We start from the raw sequence: 21,132 nt of genomic DNA on the forward strand, positions 1-21,132 counted from the left end.
GTGTCTTTGTTTCACCCGCCTGATCCTGTGTAAAGCGTTGTCTTGCCTATGGCCCGTGCGGCAAAAAATGGAGTCCGGTCATGATTCTCTATAACTGCCCGCCCTCGGGTAACTGCTACAAGGTCAGGCTGTTTGCAGCGCTGAACGGCCTTGAACTGAGCGTGCGCGATGTCGATCTGGCGGCAGCAGAGCAGCATCAGCCCTGGTTTGCCGCACTCAATCCCTGGCAGAAAGTGCCGGTGTTGCAGGATGGCGATACGGTCGTGTGGGATTCGCAGGCCATTCTTGTTTATCTGGCTGAGCGCCATCAGCTCTGGGAGTGGTGGCCGTCCGAACCGGCTGCGCGGGCGCGGGTGGCGGCATGGCTGAGCATCAGCGGCAACGAAATTCAGCATGGCCCCGCCGATGCCCGGCTCGTGCGTGTTTTTGATGCTCCTCTGGATTACCCCAATGCCGTGGCCAATGCGGCCCGTACCCTTGGCACGCTGGATAAATGGCTGTCCTTGCACCCTTGGCTGGAAGGCTCGCGCCCGACGCTGGCGGAGTGCGCGGCTTATCCGTATATCGCTCTCGCGCCAGAGGGAGGGATTACGCTGGATGCCTATCCCGCCGTGCGCCGCTGGGTGGCTGCGGTGGAAGCCCTGCCCGGTTACGTGAGCGTGGACGCATGATACGCCAGCCCTGCGTGCAACCGGGCTGATGGTCTCCCGGCTTTTCTGTCTGGCCCTGCCGCCTGCGGCACAAACCGCGCGGGGGATCATGACCTCGGGGGTGGATCTGTCGGTGCCGGGATGCTGCGCGGTGCCGCCGCGTATTCTGGCCCTGTGTGGCCAGCCCATGCAGGTTTTCTGTGCGGACGACAATGCCACGGGGCTTGCGGCCCTGCTGGGTGATGCGTTGCAGGGTTTTAGTATGCAGAGCCTTACTGCCACGGCCGCCCTGCGCGGGCGTGATTTTGGGCAGTGGGCGGGGTGTGCGCTGTCCGGCCTGCCTGTGCACGCTTTACAGGCTTTTGCGCAGGATGCCTGTTTTGCCCCACCGGAGGGGGAAAGCTGGCAGCAGTTTACCACCCGGCTGCTGCACTGGCTCCAGACCGAAGTGCCTGATGGCACACAGGCGCTGCTGATGGTCGCCCCCTCGGTCATGGTGGGGCTTGCACACGGTCTTCTGGCCCCCGCCGCAACCACCCCGCCCGATCTGGATGTGGCCGCAGGCGCATGGCTTGCGCTAACCCGGCATGGGCGCTGGCGGGTTCGGCTGCTGTAAGAAAAGGCAGGGTGCCGGGTTGCAGTGTGTTATGTTGACAAGGCCCGCGAGATTCGTGTTTGTGAACCCAGATTTCGGCTTTGTGCCAATCCCGGGATATTGACCCAAGGAGACCAGTTCAATGGCTACGGCAACCCTGAAACCCACAGTCGCAGTTGCTCCCGTACCCGTTCCGCTCAAGGCCGTGGCGCCGTGGGCCGTGTTTGGTGCGCTGCTGTTTGTTGTGGTGCTGTATTTTGTGGGAGCCGAGCAGGGTGCCACAGCGCTGGTTTCTGGCCATGCGGTGCATGAGTTCGTGCATGATGGCCGCCACCTTCTGGGTTTTCCCTGTCATTGATCCAGCATTTGCCGATGCGCCCCGTTGAGCTTGGCGAGAGCGTGCGATGATGATGGGCCGTCTTTTGTCACGGGGCATGCTGGTCGGGGTTTTCGCGGCTCTGCTGGCGTTTGTTTTCGCCCGTGTTTTTGGCGAACCACAGGTCAACCTCGCCATTGCCTACGAGGCGGCGCAGGCTGCTCTGGCTAATGAGCCGCCTGAACCCGAGCTGATAAGCCGGGGCGTGCAGGCGGGCTGGGGCCTGCTGACCGCCACCGTGCTGTATGGCGCGGCCTATGGCGGGGTGTTCGCCATTGTGTTCAGTTGTGTGTATGGGCGGTTTTCGCGGCTTTGCGCGCGGCCACTGGCTTTGTGGCTGGCCGTGATATGCTGCGTGGTGGCGGTGATCGTACCCGGTCTCAAATATCCGCCCAACCCGCCCGCCGTGGGTGACCCGGAGACAATCGGTGTGCGCACGGCGGCATATTTCATCATGCTTGGGCTGTCGTTCTGTTCCGCCATGATCGGGGTGGTGATCGCTCGGCATTTCACGCCCCGTCTGGGTGGCTGGAATGCCAACGTGCTGGGCGTGCTGCTTTATGGCGTGCTGGTGGCCGGGCTGTCGGCCATGCTGCCTGATATCTCCGAAGTGCCAGCGGATTTTCCTGCACAGGTGCTCTGGCGTTTCAGGGAATCCGCGCTGGGCATGCAGCTTGTTCTGTGGGCAGCACTGGGGCTGGGTTACGGCGTGCTGGCGGAGCGGGTGCTGGAGCCTGCGCGGGCCTGACGCCGTTTTCTGTTCTTTTTTGTACGTCATGCCCGGCGGTCTGGTTTACGCGCTGTTCCGGGATGGCGGTTTTTTCGTTTCTTGATTTCACGTAGTCGGCAGGTTTGTTTATGGCACAGCACACGCCCATTGGTCTGGATACTGCAACGTCGCCCGTACGGGCACTGACCCATTCGGGCAATTTCCATGTGGATGAAACTCTGGGTTACGTCGTGCTGCACTACGCGCTGGCCCCTGAAGGCGACCTGCGTGGCCGCGTACTGGGTACGGCAGCCCCCGACAGGCTTGTGTTCGAGCGTAGCCGTGACAAGACCCGGATCGGGGCTGCGGATATCGTGTTCGATGTCGGCGGGGTGTATAACCCGCCTGCAGGCCGGTACGACCACCACATGCGCGACAAGCCCCTGCGTGAAGATGGCACGCCCTATAGTGCTGCGGGTCTGCTCTGGGCGGATTACGGCCGGGCGGCCATTCGCAATATCCTGTCTGCCACCATGGCGGCGGAAGGCACGGAGCTGGACGAGGCGCGGCTGAACGCCATCTGGCAGGGTGTGGACAAGGGGCTGGTGCTGCCTATCGACCTTGATGATAACGGCGTGGCCAAGATGGGGCGTCTGTCTCTGGCTGAAATCGTATCCGCCAGCGGCCCGACATGGGATGCCGCCGAACTGTTTGGCCCGCAGGAAGCCGCCCGCCGCGAGACGGAAGGCTTTGCCAATGCCGCGGCTGCTGTTGCGGCGCATCTGGTCAATGCGGTGGAGCGCGTGCGGGCCAGCCAGAAGGCGGTTACCCGCGTGCTGGAGGCGTTTGCGCAGGCAGAAGACAAGCGCATTCTGCTGATGGAAACCGGCATGCCGACCGAAAAGGTCATTTTCGAGCATGATCTGCCGGTGGTGTATGTGGTCTCTCCCGCGCCGAGCGGTCAGTGGAACATCAAGGCGGTGCCGCCTGCGCGGGGCGAGTTCGGGCAGCGCGTGTCGCTGCCGGATGCCTGGGCCGGGCTGGATGGTCAGGCTCTGGCCGAAGCTTCGGGCATTGCCGATGCCGTGTTCGCGCATCCGGCCCGTTTTATCTGTGGAGCGGCCACCCGTGAGGGGGCGCTGGCCATGGCCCGCCGGGCGCTTGAAATTGATGCCGCCAACAAGCAGGCGCAAGCCCCCACGGCCTGAAGCTAAGCCTGCGGTGTCTTTGCTCCGCCCTGTATCCGGCCCCACACAGGGGCGGCTATACAGGGTGGGTTGCCGGGTTTTATCGTAGGAGCAGGGCGGCGTTGCGGACGGGTTTTTGATAGGCCCGGTCAGGAGGCTGTGTGGCAGGCAGGTCGGGCGTTGGAGCGCGTGCAGTGCGGCAGGGCGTATGGGGCCGCCTGCTCCGTGCGCGGCGTGGCGTGGCGGCGCTGGAAGCCGCGCTGATCCTGCCAGTCATGATTATTTTTCTGGTCGGTTTCATGGAAACCGGCTGGCAGATGCTGACCGCCATCATGCTCCAGAACGGGGCGGAAGATGCCGCCCGTTTTGTAGAAACCGGGCGCACCCCAAAAGGCGGCACCTGTGCGGCCCTGCCTGATCTTGTGGCGGAGGATACGGGGGGTATTCTGCGTGCGGCTCTGGTGCGTGTCAGTGCCGAGCCACAGCCTGACAGTACGGCTTTTTATACATTCAGTTACACGCAGGCCTATTTTACACCGTGGATGAGCATGCTGCTGGGCCAGCCAGCCATGCGGCATTCCGTCAGGGTTCTGATCCATGATAATGCGCCAAAAGCCTGCGCGCCCGCGTAGCGGTAATGTGGCGATTGAAGCCGCGCTTGTTTTTTCGCTCTGCGCCGTGCTGCTGGCGGGCATGGTGGAGGTGGGGCAGGCGCTGCGGCGCTGGTATCAGCTTTCCACCCTGACAGATCATGTCGGGCAGATGATTGCACGGGCCGATGCGCCCTCAGCCGCTTTTATCCAGACCGTGCTGCATAACGAGCAGACCCTGCCTGTTCTGGTGCAGGGAGGGGCTGTGTTGCAGCTTGGCATTATTACGGTTCAGCCAGCCCCCTCTGGTGCGCCCGGCGGGCAGGCCATCACGCGTTACGGGCCTGATGCGGCGGGGGGCTGCACCCCGCATGACCCGGCGGCCGGGCTGTCTGCCCTGTCAGGTGTGGCAGGGACTTTTGTGGTGGTGCAGGGCTGCATACCCGCGCAGCCTAGCCGGATTCTGGGGGGTGGTTTGCTGCCAACGCTCTACAGTAGCGCCGTTTTTGCACTGAAAGCGCCGTTGACGCTCAGGTGATGTGAGTAAGTCTTAACAGTCTGTAATAAAAATTTTATGTCGCTTCAAAATGCGCGGTTTTCTCCGGTTTTGCCAGAGAGGCCGGGTCAATGCGTCTTGGCTGTTCGAAAAAAACCGGACTAGAAAGAATGCCATGACGATCCTATGCCGCTCAGCGGTCTGCGCCGGATACAGGAGCATGGCCGTATGAATCAGATTGTTCTCGTCGCGCTCAAACGGCCGTACACTTTTGTAGTACTGTCGATTTTGATTCTGGTGTTTGGCGTCCGTGCGGTCGTCAGGACGCCTACCGACGTGTTCCCTAGCATCCGCATTCCTGTTGTGGCGGCGGTGTGGACCTATACCGGTCTGATGCCCGAGGACATGTCAGGGCGGATCATCTATTATTACGAACGCGCCCTGACAGCGACGGTCGGCAATATCGAGCATATCGAGAGCCAGTCGTACTACGGCCGTGGGATCGTGAAGATCTTTTTCCAGCCCGGCACGGATACCGCCGTGGCGCAGGCGCAGGTGACGGCTGTTTCGCAGACCGTCATCAAGCAGATGCCCACCGGCAGTACGCCGCCGCTGATTATGGCGATGGATGCCTCATCAGTTCCGGTTCTGACACTTCAGGTGTCGTCAGACCACATGACGGCGTCCGAAATTTACGACATGGCCTCCAATCTGGTGCGCCCGGCACTGGTTTCGGTGGCGGGGGCGGCTATTCCCAATCCGTATGGGGGTGAGCCGGGCAATGTCATGGTGGATCTCGACCCCACCAAGCTGCTGGCCCACAGGCTGTCGGCCACGGATGTGACAGCCGCACTGGCCAAGCAGAATATCGTGTTGCCCGCCGGTGATCAGCGGATCGGTAATTTTGACTGGATGGTGCAGAGCAACGCTTCGCCCACAGAGCTTGAGGCGTTCAACGACCTGCCGATCAAGCAGGTTGGCAATTCGGTCATCCATCTGCGGGATGTGGCGTGGGTGCATCGGGGCGGGCCACCGCAGACCAACCTCGTGCTGGTCAAGGGCCAGCAGGGTGTTCTGATCGTTATCATGAAGGCGGGCAACGCCTCTACGCTGGATGTGGTGGCGGGGGTCAAGAAACTGCTGCCCGGTATTGTCAAAACCCTGCCGGATGGCGTGCGGATTGATGTCATTAGCGATGCCTCCACTTTTGTGAAGGAATCCGTGCGCGACGTGGTGCAGGAAATGGTGACCGCCGCCGTGCTGACCGGGCTTGTGGTGCTGCTGTTTCTGGGGTCGTGGCGTTCTACCGTTATTATTGCCACCTCCATCCCGCTGGCCATGCTGTGCTCCATTATCGGGCTGAACTGGGCGGGGCAGACCATCAACGTCATGACGCTGGGTGGTCTGGCGCTGGCCGTTGGTATTCTGGTGGATGACGCAACCGTCATGATCGAGAATATCGACGCCCATCTGGCGCAGCAGAAAAATCTGGAACAGGCCATTATTGATGCAGCCAACCAGATTGTGGTGCCAACATTTGTTTCCACCCTGTGTATCTGCATTGTGTGGATGCCGCTTTTTCAGCTTACCGGGGTAACGGGCTGGCTGTTCACGCCTATGGCAGAAGCGATTATTTTCGCCATGCTGGCATCGTTCATCCTGTCGCGCACACTGGTGCCGACCATGGCCAAATACATGCTGGCCGGGCAGGAAAGCCAGCATGGTGCCGGGCATGGTGCGCCATCCGGCCCGCAGCCTGCGGGTGTGCGTGGTTTTCTGGTGCGGTTCCAACGTGGGTTCGAACGCGGGTTCGAGCGTTTCCGTCATGCCTACAAGGCGCTGCTGGATACGCTGATCGGCCTTGGCGGGCGCTTTGTCGGCGGGTTTTTGCTGGCGGCGGTCGCCTCGCTCGGGCTGCTGTTTTTTGTCGGGCAGGATTTCTTTCCTGAAATCAATTCCGATGTGCTGGCTATGCACATGCGTGCACCTATTGGCACGAGGCTGGAGGAATCCGGCAAAATTTCGCAATTGGTCAATGCCGAGATCGCGCGTCTGCTGCCCGGTCAGGTTGTGTCGATTGTCGATAACTGCGGCTTGCCGTTCAGCCCGCTTAACCAGACCTATATCCCCACCCCCACAGTGGGCACACAGGATTGCGATCTGACCATTTCGCTGCGTAATCCCGAATCCCCCGTGGCGGAATACCGCGCCATTCTGCGCAAGGGGCTGGCGCGCGCCTTCCCCGGCACGGAAATGACCTTCCAGCCTGCTGACCTGACGGCAAAAATCCTCAATTTCGGTTCACCCGCCCCTCTGGATGTGCAGGTGGTCGGGCGTGCGCTCAAGGACAACTTTGCTTTTGCCAACCGTGTTGCCGCCCGGCTGCGGCGTATTCCCGGCGTGGTGGATGTGAGCGTGCAGGAGCCGATGACCCAGCCGACCCTGCATATCCGCACCCGCCGCCGCTACGCTCTGGGCACGGGGATTACGGAAGCTGATGTGGCCAACAATATGCTGGTTGCGCTGTCGGGCAGTTCGCAGGTGGGGCAGGTTTACTGGCTTGATCCCGCTACCGGGGTTTCGCACCTGATTGATATTCAGACCCCCGCTCCCTATCTGCAGACCCTCAACAGCCTTGAGCTGCTGCCGGTTGACCATGAAGGCGGCAATGCGGGCGGTGCGCCCCCGGCGCTGCTGGGCGGGCTGAGCCAGATTACCGCCACCGGCACCCCGGCCGAGATTTCGCATTACAACATCATGCCCGCCATCAACATCTACGCCTCCAACGAAGGGGTGGATCTGGGCACGGTGGCGCGGCAGGTGGCCCGCGTGGTGGATGAGGAACGCACCAACCTGCCGCACTCTTCTTCCATGAGTGTGTATGGTCAGGGCGTGACCATGAACTGGGCCTATGCCGAACTGCTGGGCGGGCTGGCCATGTCCATTCTGCTTGTCTACCTGATTGCGGTGGTCAATTTTCAGTCATGGCTTGACCCGTTCATTATCATTACCGCGCTGCCCGGTGCGCTGGGGGGCATTGCCTGGGCGCTGTTCCTGACTGGCACGGCCCTGTCTGTTCCCGCATTGACCGGAGCGATCATGTGCATGGGCACGGCTACGGCCAACTCCATTCTGGTGGTGTCCTTTGCGCGGGATGAGCTGGCCCGCCACGGCAATGCCGTGAAAGCGGCGCTGGATGCCGGGTTTGAGCGTATCCGGCCGGTGTTGATGACGGCATCGGCCATGATTGTGGGCATGCTGCCCATGTCCATGAGCAATTCACAGAACGCGCCGCTGGGCCGCGCCGTTATTGGCGGGCTGACAGTGGCAACCCTTGCCACGCTGCTGTTCGTGCCGTGTGTGTTTGCCCTGCTGCATGGCCGCAGGCGCAAAGCGGGGGAAGATAATCAGGCGGGAGAGCCAGCATGAACGACCACAGACCGGCCCCCCCGGCATCGGGCGGGCAGAACGGCCAGCCGGATGGCGCACCGGTGACAGCGGGCCGCGGGCATGTCTCCCCCAGAGCGCGCCTGATCCTGACCCTGCTTGCAGGCGGCGCACTGGCGCTGGCCTGTGGCGGCGTTGTCTGGCGGCATATCAATTATGACAAGGTAGCCCGCGCCACGGCCGAGGCCGCTCTGCCGCATGTGCAGGTGATCCAGCCCGCTCCCGGCCCTGATACCCGTAAGCTCGACCTGCCCGCCAATATTGCCGCGTGGTATCAGGCCCCGATCTATGCGCAGGTCTCGGGCTACGTGAAAATGTGGTACAAGGATATCGGCGCGCATGTGCATGCGGGCGATCTTCTGGCCGAAATCGACACACCGGGTCTGGACGCGCAATACGCTGCGGCCACCGCCAATCTGGATGTAGCGCTGGCGCGTTACAAGTTGGCCCAGATTACGGCACGGCGCTGGAAGGCGCTGGAAGGCACGCAGGCTGTTTCCCAGCAGGAAGTGGATGTGCAGGCCGCCAATGCCGAGGCCGAACAGGCGCAGGTTGAGGCCGCCCGGCATGAAATGGAGCGGTTCAAGGCGCTGGAAGGTTTCAAGCGTATTGTCGCGCCGTTTGATGGGATTGTGACCGCGCGTATGGCCGATGTGGGCGATTACGTGAATGCGGGCCGGGGCGATGTCGGCTCCAGCGGTAATGCCACGGAACTGTTTTCGGTGGCGGATGTACATGCCATGCGCGTGTTCGTGGCCGTACCGCAGGATTATGCGGATGTCATCTCTCCCCGCCTGACGGCCACCCTCTCTTTGCCGCAGTTTCCCCGCCGTGTTTTCGAGGCGCGGTATCTGGCCACCGCTACGGCTTTCAGTCCCGGCACACGCACGGTCAATACCGAGCTAATGGTGGATAACCCCAATGGCGAGCTGTGGCCGAACTCCTATGCCACCGCGCATTTTGAAGCACCCGGTACCCCCGGTGTGCTGATTCTGCCTGAAGGGGCGGTGCTTTTTCGCGCGCAGGGCACGCAGGTTGCCTTGGTGGATTCAACGGATCATGTACATCTTGTGCCGGTGCAGGTGGGCACGATTTACGGCACCACGCTGGAAATCCTGTCCGGGCTGAAGGCGAATGACCGGGTAATCAACAACCCGTCCGCCGGGTTGCTGGATGGGGACAAGGTGCTGATTGTGCCAGCCACGCGCGGGTATAATGCGCCGGTTTATCCGCCTGCGGCTCCTGTTGCTCCGCTGGCGCCCCAGCCTCATGCGCCAACACCGGCGGCACCTTCACCCTCACCCACGCCGGAAGCTGGTCAGCTACACGGGTCATTGCATGGCCACCTGTCCGGCCCGGCGGGCCGGAGCGGGCATGAGAGCCAGCCCGATAACGTACGTGCCATGCCAGAGGAACGCTCTGTGCCAGAAGCGGGCGGACAGCGGTAATGCGCCGTTTGCGGCCCCTGCGCAGGCCCATGCGGAACGCGCGTGCCATCGGGGGGGCCGCTCTGCTGGCCCTGACACTCAATGGGTGCGACATGGCCCCCGCCTACCATCCCGCACAACTGGTGTACCCACCGGACTGGGAAGGGCAGGGGGTGATCGGCTATGGCCACCCTGATGAGACAGCGTTCCGCCCGGATTGGTGGACGGCTTTTGGTGACCCGGAACTCAACAGGCTGGAACAGCAGGCCCTGGCCGCCAACCCGGACCTGCAAGCCACGGCTGAAGCCTTTACGCAGGCGCGGGATGTCGCAGCTCAGGTCGCAGCCCATCTTTACCCCCAGATTGAGGGCATGGCCGGGGGCGAGCGCTACAAATCGTCGCACCACAGGCTGTGGCGTGGTGCGGGGGCTACTGGCCCGGCCTATATGTCGTCCGAGCAGTATCAGGCCGCCGCGACATGGGAGCCGGATTTCTGGTCTGCCATTCGTAACCGCAAGCGCATGGCCGAGCAGTCGGCCCAGCAGCAGGCGGCGGATTATGCTGTTGCCCGTCTGGCGCTGGAGGCCGAGGTCGCGCGCGACTACGTTGCCTTGCGTGGGTTTGATGCGCAGGATGCGGTCTATCGGGATTCCATCCGCTACTACAGTCTGGCCGTGCATATTACCCGGCTGCGTCTGGCCGGGGCCATTTCCGCCGGGCTGGATGTCTCCCGCGCCGAAACCCAGCTTGCCTCCACGCAGGCGCGCGAGACGGATATCCATGCCAGCCGCGACGTGATGGAGCATGCGCTGGCCATTCTGGTCAATCAGGCGCCAGCGGCCTTTCATATCGCCCCGCGTGACCGGATCGACCTGACAGATGTGCAGCCTTCGGCAGGGCTTCCGTCCACCCTGCTGGAACGCAGGCCCGACATTGCCTCCGCCGAGCGTGCGATGGCGCAGGCTAACCGGGCTATCGGGGTTTCACGTGCGGCGTTTTACCCGCATGTGACTTTTAACGCCATGACGGGGTTCATGGATAACGGGTTTGACCTCGCCACGCTGTCCAACTCCATGTACCAGTTTGGCGCACAGGCCGTGCTGCCGCTGTTTCAGGGCGGGGTGCGCCGGGCGGAACTGCAGCGGGCATGGTCGCAGTATCGTCAGGCGGAAGACCGCTATCGCGGCACGGTGCTTGATGCCTTTGCCGAGGTGGAAGACGGGCTGACCAACGTCAATCGCCTGCGTACGGAAACGGATCAGGCGCGTCAGGCCGTGGAAGCCGCCCTGCGTACGCAGAACATGACCATGGCGCTCTATACGGGCGGGCTGACCAATTATCTGGATGTGGTGGTGGCGCAGCAGGCTGCCCTGAGTGCGCGCATAACCCTTGTGCAGGTGGATGCCCGCCAGCATCAGGCCTCGGTCGCACTCATTACCGCACTGGGTGGTGGCTGGTCGCGCAAGGCGTTGCCGTCTGAAGGGGCTATCCGCCCGTTTGGCCCGCTGCAATACGGCAATCTGCGGTCGCCCGCGCCGGTTGGCGGGGTGGATGGCACGCAACATGCAGGCGATACCAACCTGAGCACCATGCCCGCGCACTGAATGGGCGCGGGGCAGGGCAGTGGGTTATCAGGCCGGAGGAAGGGCTACGTAGGCTCTGGCCACCAGCCTGAGTGTATCGCGGTGCAGGAGCGCTCCGAAAACCAGCGGCACACTGGCCGCTGTGGTAATGACCACCTGCTTTAGGGCGGGGTCATACACGCAGGCAGGCGGTGTGACCGCCGCGTGGAAAAGCGTATTCGGGTTGAAATTGGCGGCAAAAATCTGCCCGCTATGGGCGCAGGTGGCATCGGGCGGGGTATCGGCCCCCAGTGTGCGCATCTGGGCTGCGACAAGGCTGCCCACGGCATCGGCCCCGGTCTGGAGCCGTTGTTTGACAATATAACCGCGTGCCAGATCCAGCCCCATAGCCCCCAGTAGCAGAAACACCGGGAGTACGATGGCGGTGATAATTGCCACCACTCCCCGGTTGTCCATGCGTGGCACCCGGATAGGGTTCACGGCTGGCCGGGGTGGAAGATGTCTGGCCGTTCGGGGTTTTCGGTATAGGCCAGAATCAGGGCGCTGGGTGTCATGCGTTCGACCTGCGCGCCTTCGGGGCGTCCGACCTGACCGGTAATGAACAGGGCGACTGTATGGCCCTGCTGGTCCATGCCGCGAAAGAGAATGACCGAGCCATCCGCCATGATGGCGTTGGTGGCGCTCCGCCCGGCGGGAAAGCTCAACTGCTCGAAATAGGCCTGAAGCAGCGAGCCGGTTTCGAGCAGGGTTGAGGCGGTGTTGGCGGGGTCATCTGCTGTTTCCCACGTGACATGCACAGCGCTCAGCAGGTGGCTGCGATAACCGAAAACATAATGCACGGCGGCCCGGCCATCGGACTTGCCGCTGGCCAGATGCTGCACAACGATGGTCAGAACCGGCGTGCGTTGCTCGGGGTTGATCGAGGCATGTATGGCATGGCCGTCCAGACCGAAATCGGTGCTGATCGCCTGCCGTACGCCATCTTCATTCATGCCGAAACGGGCCGAACGAAACCCGATCAGCCGGGCCGCGGCACCGGGCTGTGGCGAGACCACGGCAGGGTTGGACGGACTGCCAACGGTCGCGAACATATCTTCCGCCCGGGCGGAGGCTGCAAGCCCTGCGAAAGAGAGGGGGAGAGCATACAAAGCGAGCGCGAGCAGGCCCGCGCCAGCACGCCGGTAGGGGCGGTGTGTCCAGCCGTGGCGGAAGGGCGTGTCGGGTGTAAAGGCCCGGCGTGAAGTCATGATGCGTCCATCCTGCTTTGTCTGTCCGTGTTCTGCCGCCACTGCCGGGTATCGGACAGGGTGCGTGCGGGGGTCAAGGCCTGTTTGCGCCGGGGCTGGTTTGTTCATGGGTTTTTCATGTGTGTCGTGTTGATGTGCGTCAACGACAGCGGCGGCCGGGCGCGGCACAAGAGGTGCGCCGGTGTCGTGTGGCAGGGCGCAGCCCCGGTCCGTTTTTGCCGCATGATACGCGAACGGGCACAACGCAGGAGGAAACGGTTATGGGACGTGTCGCAGGCAAGGTCGCGCTGGTCACAGGTGCGGCCAATGGAATTGGCAGGGCCACGGCCCTGTTGCTGGCGCGTGAAGGGGCCAGAGTTTTTGTAACCGACCTGAAAGAGCAGGACGGCGCGCAGGTTGTGCAGGAAATCGAGCAGGCTGGAGGGCAGGCGTCCTTTCTGCGACTGGATACCGCCGATGAAAAAAACTGGCAGACCGTGCTGGCTGCTGTGCGCGCGCAGGCCGGGCGGCTTGATATTACGGTCAACAATGCGGGTATTGCCTATAATGGCACCGTGGAAAGCACTGACCTTGAACATTGGCGGCGGGTGCAGTCCATCAACCTCGATGGCGTGTTTTTGGGTACGAAATACGCCATTGAGCTGATGAAGGAGCATAAGGCCGGTTCCATCATTAATCTGTCTTCCATTGAAGGTCTGATCGGTGACCCGACGTTGGCCGCCTATAACGCCAGCAAGGGCGGGGTCAGGCTGTTTACCAAATCTGCGGCGCTGCACTGTGCCAAATCGGGCTACGGGATTCGCATCAACTCCGTGCATCCGGGCTATATCTGGACACCGATGGTGCAGGGGCTGACGGCAGAGGATGCCGCAGCCCGGCAGAAGCTGGTGGACCTGCACCCCATCGGCCATCTGGGTGAACCCAACGATATTGCCTATGGCATTCTGTATCTGGCTTCGGACGAATCGAAGTTTATGACAGGCAGCGAACTGGTGATAGACGGCGGCTATACCGCCCAGTGACTCTAAGGGGAGCAACGCTGTTCGTTGCTGTATAATGGGCGGCACCTGTGGCCTGTAAGCTACGGGTGCCGCAGCCGCTTGCAGCTTGGCCGCGATAGGCGCAAAGATATTAACAGAATCTTATATTTTTCTTTTGTTTATCGGGGAATGGAAACTTTCTTTTAACTATTTGAACTAGAATATCAGAAGAAATAAAAAGACCGTCCTTGCGGCATTTTTTTTAGACCCGGTGTTATTTCAAGGCGTTCTGCTTGTGGGGTTGTGACCTGAAACAAGCGGAGCCTCGTTATTGAAACAGGCCGGAGCCGGGCCAGTGCCAAAGCACACCCCACCGTGTGGCACGGGGGTATTTTTAAGACTGTGTTTCCTGTCGGTACATCAGGAAACATCATGGGAGGCTCATGGCCGTAGAAGCAGGAAAACCACCAGATCAGTCTGGTGAGGGATGTGTTTTTTGAATTTCTTCAGCAGCGGTGTCTCGCCGCAAGGTTGCGACAATGCCTGCCACTCAGCCCGTGCAGTACAGCCTACCTGATCAGACGTCTTTTTTCGCGGATATGCTGGCTCAGGCAACGGATGGTGTCATCATCATTGATGACATGAATAATGTTGTTTTTTTCAATACCGCCGCCGAAAGGCTGTGGGGGTGCACCGCCCGCGAGGTTCTGGGGCGTAACGTCAAATATCTGGTGCCGATGGAACATCGGGGCCGACACGATGGCTACGTCAACCGCAACCGCGAGACAGGCCAGCGCCGCATTGTCGGTACCTCGCGCGAAGTCACTTTTGTGCGGAGCAATGGGGATTACGTCGCGGCTGAAATGTCCATCTCCAGCGGGCTGGTGGGGCCGGATCAACGCCGGTATTACATGGCCGTTGTCAAAGGGGTGACGGAAGAAAGCCACCGGCGCAAGCTGCTGGACCTGCAAGGCCAGATCTTTACCGTGCTGGCAGCGGATAGCACCGCGCAGGACGTGGCCGACATGCTCTGTGCCGAGGCCGAGCGGCTTGTACCCAACAGTATTGCGGCCTTGTTGCAGGTTACGCCCGAGCGCTGGCTGGAAGTGCTCTCCGGTGAGGGGCTGCCCCGGCGCTGGATGACCATGCTGGCCCATGTCTCCCTCAGTGATGATGATGTGCAGGTTCTGTGCAGCGACCCGAAATCTGCCCGCGCCATTGTCTGGCGCGAAATGCCCGGAGCCGATGGGCAGGAAGCCGAACTGTTTGACTGCTGGGCCAGTGCGGTGCGGAATGGCGCGGGTGAGCTGATCGGTATTTTTGCGCTGTATTCACGCAATCGTGAAAAAATGACCGACTGGCCACAAAAAATCGTGACAGGCTGCGTGCCGTCCTGTGCCGCCATTATCGAACAGGGCAAGACCCGCCAGCGCCTGAACCATCTTGATCGCTACGATGCACTGACCGGCCTGCTCAACCGCTCATCCATTGCCACGGTTCTGCGGGAAATGACCGGCGTTGCCTCGCCGCTACCTTTCGCGTTGCTCATGCTTGATCTGGATCTGTTCCAAGATGTCAACAACGTGCTGGGTTACGATCAGGGCGATGTGCTGCTCCAGACCGTAGCCCGCAGGCTTGCCGCCCATTGCCGTAGCAATTTTGTTATCGGGCGTCTGGGGGGTGATGACTTCGTGGTGGTCATTCCCGGAGGGGATCGTGAGGGCGCGGGCGCTTTTGCGGACAGTCTGGCCGATGTCATGCGCGCCCCGGTGGAAGTGGGCGGGCGTGAGCTTGTGCTGTCCTTCAGCATTGGTATCAGCCTGTATCCTGATGACGGCACGGATGTGGAGCACATGCTGGGCCGGGCCGAAACCGCCATGCGCGATGCCAAGACCGCCGCGCGCGGCAGCTACCGGTTTTTCGGCGGGTTTGAGCACAAGGGCATTGAGCAGCGGCTGGTTATCGGCTCCGCCCTGCGTGATGCCGCCCGACAAGGGCAGATGCGCCTGTTCTATCAGCCGCAGATCAACGCCGCCCAGCGCAGCCTGTATGGGGTGGAAGCGCTTGCCCGCTGGACACACCCGGTGCTGGGTTCCGTGCCGCCGTCACGCTTTATTCCCATTGCCGAGGAAACCGGGCAGATTGAGGAGCTGGGGCGCTGGTCGTTGATGGAAGTCTGCCGCCAGCTTGTGGAGTGGGATGGCATGGGCCTGCACGTGCCTGTGGTGGCGGTCAATATTTCCGCCACGCATTTCTGCTCCGCCAGTCTGCCACGCCAGATTGTCAGCCTGCTGGATGAATATGGCCTTGCTCCCGAGCGCCTGACGATTGAAATCACCGAAGGGGTGATGATGCGCCAGAACGCCGAAACCATGGCCACCATTGCCGCTATTCGGGCCATAGGGGTTGGGCTGTCGCTCGATGATTTTGGTACGGGATTTTCATCCCTCTCGCGTCTGGCTGATCTGCCTTTGACCGAAATCAAGATAGATCGCAGTTTTGTTGCAAATTTTGAAGAAGATGTCGGCGCTTTTGTCGTAACCGAGGCCGCTATCAACATTGGTAAACGGCTTGGCATTACGGTTGTGACCGAGGGGGTGGAAACCGTCATCCAGAATGAAAAACTGCTCGATATGGGGTGCGATGTTGTGCAGGGCTATCTGTTTGGCAGACCTGTGCCGCCTGCGGAATTTCAGGACTGGTATGGCATGTTTTTTGGTTGAACGTTTAAAAACGTCTGTGTGGCCTTACAGAGATTTTTCTTGACATATCTGGCGTATTTAAGAAAGTTTCTGGTATTAAATTTCTATCCCGTAACGATTTGATGCCCTGCCATTCCTGACATCGCTCCGTATTTTTTTATGGCATGAACGGCAGGATGCCATCATGATCTCCTGACAGGAAAACAGCCAGAATGCAGGATGACATCCTCCAGCTTGCTTACGAAGTTTCTCACGTTACGCGTGATAAAATACACCTGATTGCCTCTGTCATGAGCGAGGCCCGCTTTCTTGCCATCAATACCAGAATAGAAGCGGCCAGAGCCGGGCAGGCAGGTGTGGCATTCGGTTTGCTGGCGGATGAAATGGGCCGGATTTCCAGTCGGATTATCGAAATTTCCAACGAACTGCGCACGGCAACCGATGCCAGCACCAAAAAACTGCGTGATGCAGGCAGCGATCTTCTGCTCAACTCACGTGGCGAGCGTATGACCGATCTGGCGCTGAATGCGGTTGATCTGATTGATCGTAATTTATACGAACGCTCCTGCGATGTGCGCTGGTGGGCCACGGACAGTGCTGTGGTGCAGGCGCTGGAAGAAGCTTCCCCCGATGCGTATCGCCACGCCAGTGCGCGGCTGGCGACCATTCTCAAGTCCTATACCGTTTACGTGGACCTGTTCATTACCGATGCCAATGGCAAGGTGGTGGTGTGTGGCCGCCCTGAGCGCCATCCACGCCTTATGGGGCGTGATATGTCGGGCGAAGACTGGTTTATAAACGCCATGCGCACCCGCAGCGGCGATGAATATGCCGTGGCCGATGTACGCTGTTTCCCCGCGCTGGATGAAACGCCTGTGGCCATTTACAGCGCGGCTATCCGTGCTGGTGGGCAGGAACAGGGGAAGGCGCTTGGTGTGCTGGGTATTGCCTTTGACTGGGCCCCGCAGGCTGAAGGCATTGTCAAAGGGGTGCGACTGGCTGAAAACGAAAAAGCCAGCACCCGCGTCATGTTGGTGGATGCCAATCGCCGCGTTCTGGCCTCGTCTAACGACGAAGGTATTCTGTCCGAGACGTTCAGTTTCCGCCCCGAAGGCCCGCGTGGCTTTTACTGTCAGGGCGACAAGCTGATCGCCTATGCCCTTACCCCCGGCTACGAAACCTATAAGGGTCTTGGCTGGTATGGGGTGATTGAAACCACGCTCTAGGCAATAAGCGTTTTCTCTCCCCGGATGGGGGCTGGGCCCGGCTGAAGGGACTAGCCCCCTGCAAAAAGCCTGTTCGCTGGGGAGGGGTTGCCATCAGGGGCAAGGGCTGGCCAACTGGGTTTGTGTTTCAGAACAACTCAGGTGGACAAGATCATGAATGAAATTCCGGCCCATGCCACCCTTTCGCGCGCCGCAGGCACCGCAAAGCGGCCGATCGCACTGGTAACGGGCGCTACGGCAGGGTTTGGCGCAGCCATTGCCCGCAGGCTCGTGCGCGACGGTTATAATGTCATTGCAACGGGCCGCAGGCTGGCGCGTCTGAACGATCTGGCGGCGGAACTGGGCGATGCCCTGCTGCCGGTGGAACTGGATGTAACCGATAAGGCCGCGGTGCGCGCCCTGCCGGAAAGCCTGCCTGAAGGCTGGCGTGCGGTTGATGTGCTGGTGAACAATGCCGGGCTTGCCCTTGGCCTTGAAAAAGCCTGGCAGACCAACCCCGATGACTGGGAAACCATGATCGCCACCAATATCAGCGGTATGGTGGAAATGACACGGGCGCTGCTGCCCGGTATGGTGGAGCGTAATCGCGGGCATGTCATCATGCTTGGTAGTACGGCCGGGCGCTATCCTTATCCGGGCGCGAATGTTTACGGTGGTACCAAAGCTTTTGTGGAGCAGTTTACGCAAAATCTGCGGAGCGACCTGCTGGGCCATGCCGTGCGGGTTACTAATGTGGCGCCGGGTTTGTGTGGTGGCAGTGAGTTCAGTCTGGTGCGCCTGCGTGATGCCGGGCAGGCCGCGGCGGTTTATGATGGCACGCAGCCGCTGACACCCGATGATATTGCCGAGACTGTTGCGTGGATTGTCGGGCTGCCTGCGCATGTGAATGTGAATTACATCGAAATGATGCCGATCTGTCAGGCATCGGCCGGGCTGGCGGTTGATCGCAAAATGGGCTGATTCATGCAGCTTTGATGAGTCGGCATATCCGGCCGTAAGGAATCCGCCTGTGAGCATTTGCAGGCGGATTTTTTTTGTTCTTAAATAACCATAAAAAATAGTATTATAAGCAACATATTGATATAAAATGATATAAATTACATTCCCTGTGCTGCCCGCATCCCGCTGGCGTAAATTAACATCGGCATGTCGGTGTTTATATTGACTGCATATTGATGATCGTGCTTTAGGTTGTCTCGTAAAAATAATCGTTAAAATTTTGATTGCCCAGCATCTCCGCACAAAATGTGCAGCGCCATGCTGCGCGTCAAATGCTTCAGAACAGGAGTGCGAGAGAATGACACAGCGGTTACGCGATGGTGCCACCATGATCCTTGTGGCGGGAACGGTGCTGGTTGCTCTTAGCCATAATGTGGCGTCCTCCCTGAGCCTGTCAGATCTGTCTGAAGCAACGGCCTGCCTGTTCCGGTATTAAATTCAGGGTTTAATACCCGCTTCTGACATGGCCTTTTCCCCCTTGGGGATAACTATGTGGAAAATGTTGCTCCCTTATCGCAGGCAACAGCGAATCCTGAAAAAATGCCGGTTTAGCGCTTTTTTCACGGATTATTTTTTTTCAAAAGATATTTTCCCCTGTGGATAAATAATGGGATGAATGCGTGTCAGGACTGCTCGGACGCAGAGCAGTCTGGCCTTGACCACAGCATGTTGATGCGCTCGGTTGGGGCATAACAAAATCTAGGGTTTTGCCCGGCTCTGGTGGCCATTTGGGAAAATATAAAAAGGAATTTTGTGCGTTTTAACGCCAGTCATGGGGAATAGCGCTGCCTGAGCACATGAAGCAGCAGACTGTGATGTCTGAGAGGCTTGCCTGTGTCAGTACAGCGTCTCGCGCAAGGCGGAACAGGACTGTGCTTAACAGATATGGGAGTGGATTGTCTGGTTGAATACGGAAAGCCAGCATGGGCAATCGGTATCAGAAGGCTCTTTTTTGAGCCTACGCTCTCTCAAAAAGAGAGGTTCATATTTTCTGATTGACGCTTAAAGCCATTTTTTAAGATGGCGTCCCGTACGGGATTCGAACCCGTGTTGCCGCCGTGAAAGGGCGGTGTCCTAGGCCTCTAGACGAACGGGACAGAGGCGCGTTGTTGAAGCGTGGTTTAATGGTGTTTGAGCGGAGCGTCAAGCGGGTAACGCCCTCTTTTTTCACTTTTTTATAAAAAGAGGGCCGCCTCGCAGAAAACCGCCGGACAGGGGCGTGTTACAGGCCCAGAAGGGCCAGTTCGCGCAGTAAAGGCAGGGGCAGGGTGTCTGCTTTGTCTGTCCGGGGGGTGCCGGGGTGGCTGGGCCGGGCCGTATCAGGGCTATCCAGATCAGGTGGGCTGTCGGCTGCGGTCAGGTAGCGCCACCCCTGAAAAGGCCGCATGGGGCAGGCCTGCACGCGAATAAGCGTAGGGTTGAGAAAAAACAGCGTGCCGGATGTGCCATCCGCGCGGGTACTGGTTTCAATAGCCAGAATTTCCTGACGGCACAGGATCAGCCCCCCGATAACCCGGTAGAGCGAACCGCCGGGCAGGATTTCATCTTTCCGGCGGGGGAAGGAGCGGGTGTGGACCACCGGTAGCGGTGTGGCGTGGCCGGGCAGGGTGCGGGCGTTTTCGGGCAGGGTCTGTCGGGCGGCCAGCTCTTCCAGACTACTGACGCCCACAACCAGTTTTATCAGGTTCAGCATGGTTCCAGACATGGGGGTTCCGCCCTGTTGTGCCAAGGCAGGCGGTTACAGAACCAGTGCGCCTAAAAGGGCTTCAAGCCGCAGCCGCCCTTCCGGTGTGGCGCGCAGGGTCTGGGGTGTATGGATCAGGTAACCTTCTTCCACCGCTGCGGCGAGTATGGTGGCGTCCAGTGCGTCCTGCAGGGGCAGGCCGGTGCGGGTGGCAAAGCGTGTGAGGTCTATCCCTTCACGCACGCGCAGGCCCATCAGGAGCATTTCACGCGCCCGTTCGGCACGGCTGAGAGCATCGCGCGAGGTTTCGCCGGTTCCGTGCTGTTCCACGCGTTCGGCCCAAGGTTCTGGCGCGCGGTGGCGGCGGGTAGCGTAGAGGCTCCCCTCCTGCGTTATGCGGCCATGTGCGCCGGGGCCAAGGCCCAGATAGTCGCCATAGCGCCAGTAGGTGAGGTTATGGCGGCTTTCGCTACCGGGGCGCGCGTAGTTTGAAACCTCGTACGCGTCCAGCCCGTGGGCGCGGGTAATCCGGTCTGTGCTGTCATACAGGGCAGCGGCAGTGTCTTCATCGGGCAGGGTAAAGGCACCGGTGCGGTACAGGGCCTCGAACTTTGTGCCCGGCTCAATGGTGAGCTGGTAGAGCGACAGGTGGTCGGCGGCCAGCGCCAGTGCTGTGCGTAGCTCGTGCTCCCATGCGCTCAGGCTCTGGCCGGGACGGGCGTAAATCAGGTCGAACGTCATGCGCCCGAACAGCCCGCGTGCGCATTCAAGGGCGGCCAGTGCCTGTGCTGCCGAGTGCTCGCGCCCCAGAAAGCGCAGGGCATCATCATCCAGCGCCTGAATACCCAGTGATATGCGGTTGACCCCGGCCTGGGCGAAGTCGCGCAGGCGGGCAGATTCCACGCTGGTTGGGTTGGCTTCCAGCGTAATTTCAAGGTCAGGGGCCGGGTCAAAAACGGTTTTGGCGAGAGAGATCAGGTTAGCCACGGTTTGGGGGGCCATGAGCGAAGGTGTGCCGCCACCAAAAAAAATGGATGTCAGACGGCGGCGGCCAAGCTGTGCGCCTTCATAGGCCAGTTCGCGCTCAAGAGCCGCGCCAAAACGGGCCTGAGGCACAGGCGCGCGCACGTGGGAGTTAAAGTCGCAATACGGGCATTTGGCCAGACAGAACGGCCAATGGATATAAAGTGCGAGCGGCTCTGCGCTCTCTGCACTGTCCGGCATGGGTTTGCGT

The 21,132-nt window shown here is 60.4% G+C and carries 19 protein-coding genes and 1 tRNA gene; 15 read left to right on the top strand and 5 right to left on the bottom strand.

Annotated features, from left to right (window positions below; genetic code table 11):
- Window positions 1–80: 80 nt before the first annotated feature.
- The 10 genes from J2D75_RS11840 (at window position 81) to J2D75_RS11885 (ending at window position 11,081) form a co-directional block, all read left to right on the top strand.
- Window positions 81–671, top strand: a complete 591-nt coding sequence (locus J2D75_RS11840; protein ID WP_207855030.1) for a glutathione S-transferase family protein — start codon at window positions 81–83, stop codon at window positions 669–671.
- A 28-nt stretch (window positions 672–699) separates the two neighbouring features.
- Entirely contained in the window at window positions 700–1,266 is a 567-nt protein-coding gene (locus tag J2D75_RS11845; protein WP_207855031.1) for a histidine phosphatase family protein, read from the top strand.
- A gap of 121 nt (window positions 1,267–1,387) precedes the next feature.
- Window positions 1,388–1,603 (top strand): CbtB domain-containing protein, encoded by a 216-nt coding sequence (locus J2D75_RS11850; RefSeq protein WP_207855032.1) that lies wholly within the window; start codon window positions 1,388–1,390, stop codon window positions 1,601–1,603.
- Window positions 1,604–1,652: 49 nt separating this feature from the next.
- A complete protein-coding gene (locus tag J2D75_RS11855; RefSeq protein WP_207855069.1) occupies window positions 1,653–2,369 on the top strand; it encodes a CbtA family protein in 717 nt (238 codons plus the stop codon).
- 110 nt (window positions 2,370–2,479) lie between these two features.
- The gene (locus J2D75_RS11860; protein ID WP_207855033.1) at window positions 2,480–3,538 is read left to right on the top strand and encodes an MYG1 family protein; all 1,059 of its coding nucleotides are present in this window, start codon (window positions 2,480–2,482) and stop codon (window positions 3,536–3,538) included.
- Between the two features lie 140 nt (window positions 3,539–3,678).
- On the top strand, window positions 3,679–4,149 hold the full coding sequence (locus tag J2D75_RS11865) for a TadE/TadG family type IV pilus assembly protein (protein WP_207855034.1): 471 nt from the start codon (window positions 3,679–3,681) through the stop codon (window positions 4,147–4,149).
- Window positions 4,115–4,645, top strand: coding sequence for a TadE/TadG family type IV pilus assembly protein (locus J2D75_RS11870; protein WP_207855035.1), 531 nt, complete (start codon window positions 4,115–4,117; stop codon window positions 4,643–4,645). Before J2D75_RS11865 ends, J2D75_RS11870 begins: the two co-directional genes overlap by 35 nt.
- Before the next feature lie 186 nt (window positions 4,646–4,831).
- Window positions 4,832–8,032, top strand: coding sequence for an efflux RND transporter permease subunit (locus tag J2D75_RS11875; RefSeq protein WP_207855036.1), 3,201 nt, complete (start codon window positions 4,832–4,834; stop codon window positions 8,030–8,032).
- A complete protein-coding gene (locus J2D75_RS11880; protein WP_207855037.1) occupies window positions 8,029–9,498 on the top strand; it encodes an efflux RND transporter periplasmic adaptor subunit in 1,470 nt (489 codons plus the stop codon). Before J2D75_RS11875 ends, J2D75_RS11880 begins: the two co-directional genes overlap by 4 nt.
- Window positions 9,499–9,527: 29 nt before the next feature.
- The gene (locus J2D75_RS11885) at window positions 9,528–11,081 is read left to right on the top strand and encodes an efflux transporter outer membrane subunit (RefSeq protein WP_207855070.1); all 1,554 of its coding nucleotides are present in this window, start codon (window positions 9,528–9,530) and stop codon (window positions 11,079–11,081) included.
- Window positions 11,082–11,108: 27 nt separating this feature from the next.
- On the opposite strand, the gene J2D75_RS11890 is transcribed toward J2D75_RS11885, so the two are convergent.
- A complete protein-coding gene (locus tag J2D75_RS11890) occupies window positions 11,109–11,516 on the bottom strand; it encodes a TadE/TadG family type IV pilus assembly protein (protein WP_207855038.1) in 408 nt (135 codons plus the stop codon).
- A gap of 20 nt (window positions 11,517–11,536) precedes the next feature.
- The gene (locus J2D75_RS11895) at window positions 11,537–12,307 is read right to left on the bottom strand and encodes a hypothetical protein (protein WP_207855039.1); all 771 of its coding nucleotides are present in this window, start codon (window positions 12,305–12,307) and stop codon (window positions 11,537–11,539) included.
- A gap of 260 nt (window positions 12,308–12,567) precedes the next feature.
- Between J2D75_RS11895 and J2D75_RS11900 the strand changes: the two genes are divergently transcribed.
- The 5 genes from J2D75_RS11900 (at window position 12,568) to J2D75_RS11920 (ending at window position 18,650) form a co-directional block, all read left to right on the top strand.
- On the top strand, window positions 12,568–13,329 hold the full coding sequence (locus J2D75_RS11900; RefSeq protein WP_207855040.1) for a glucose 1-dehydrogenase: 762 nt from the start codon (window positions 12,568–12,570) through the stop codon (window positions 13,327–13,329).
- 497 nt (window positions 13,330–13,826) lie between these two features.
- Entirely contained in the window at window positions 13,827–16,010 is a 2,184-nt protein-coding gene (locus J2D75_RS11905) for an EAL domain-containing protein (RefSeq protein ID WP_207855041.1), read from the top strand.
- Between the two features lie 191 nt (window positions 16,011–16,201).
- The gene (locus tag J2D75_RS11910) at window positions 16,202–17,215 is read left to right on the top strand and encodes a cache domain-containing protein (protein ID WP_207855042.1); all 1,014 of its coding nucleotides are present in this window, start codon (window positions 16,202–16,204) and stop codon (window positions 17,213–17,215) included.
- 153 nt (window positions 17,216–17,368) lie between these two features.
- Window positions 17,369–18,175: an SDR family NAD(P)-dependent oxidoreductase gene (locus J2D75_RS11915; RefSeq protein ID WP_207855043.1), complete on the top strand. Its 807-nt coding sequence runs from the start codon at window positions 17,369–17,371 to the stop codon at window positions 18,173–18,175.
- A gap of 337 nt (window positions 18,176–18,512) precedes the next feature.
- The gene (locus J2D75_RS11920; RefSeq protein ID WP_207855044.1) at window positions 18,513–18,650 is read left to right on the top strand and encodes a hypothetical protein; all 138 of its coding nucleotides are present in this window, start codon (window positions 18,513–18,515) and stop codon (window positions 18,648–18,650) included.
- A gap of 585 nt (window positions 18,651–19,235) precedes the next feature.
- Here J2D75_RS11920 and J2D75_RS11925 read toward each other — a convergent pair.
- The 3 genes from J2D75_RS11925 to hemW all read right to left on the bottom strand — a co-directional run bounded on the left by J2D75_RS11925 (window position 19,236) and on the right by hemW (window position 21,122).
- Window positions 19,236–19,311: transfer RNA gene (locus J2D75_RS11925), tRNA-Glu, on the bottom strand.
- Between the two features lie 125 nt (window positions 19,312–19,436).
- Window positions 19,437–19,907, bottom strand: a complete 471-nt coding sequence (locus J2D75_RS11930) for a DUF1489 family protein (protein WP_207855071.1) — start codon at window positions 19,905–19,907, stop codon at window positions 19,437–19,439.
- Between the two features lie 45 nt (window positions 19,908–19,952).
- Window positions 19,953–21,122, bottom strand: a complete 1,170-nt coding sequence (gene hemW, locus J2D75_RS11935) for a radical SAM family heme chaperone HemW (RefSeq protein ID WP_207855072.1) — start codon at window positions 21,120–21,122, stop codon at window positions 19,953–19,955.
- Window positions 21,123–21,132: the final 10 nt, after the last annotated feature.

It is taken from the genome of Acetobacter suratthaniensis (assembly GCF_017377745.1).
Classification (GTDB): domain Bacteria; phylum Pseudomonadota; class Alphaproteobacteria; order Acetobacterales; family Acetobacteraceae; genus Acetobacter; species Acetobacter suratthaniensis.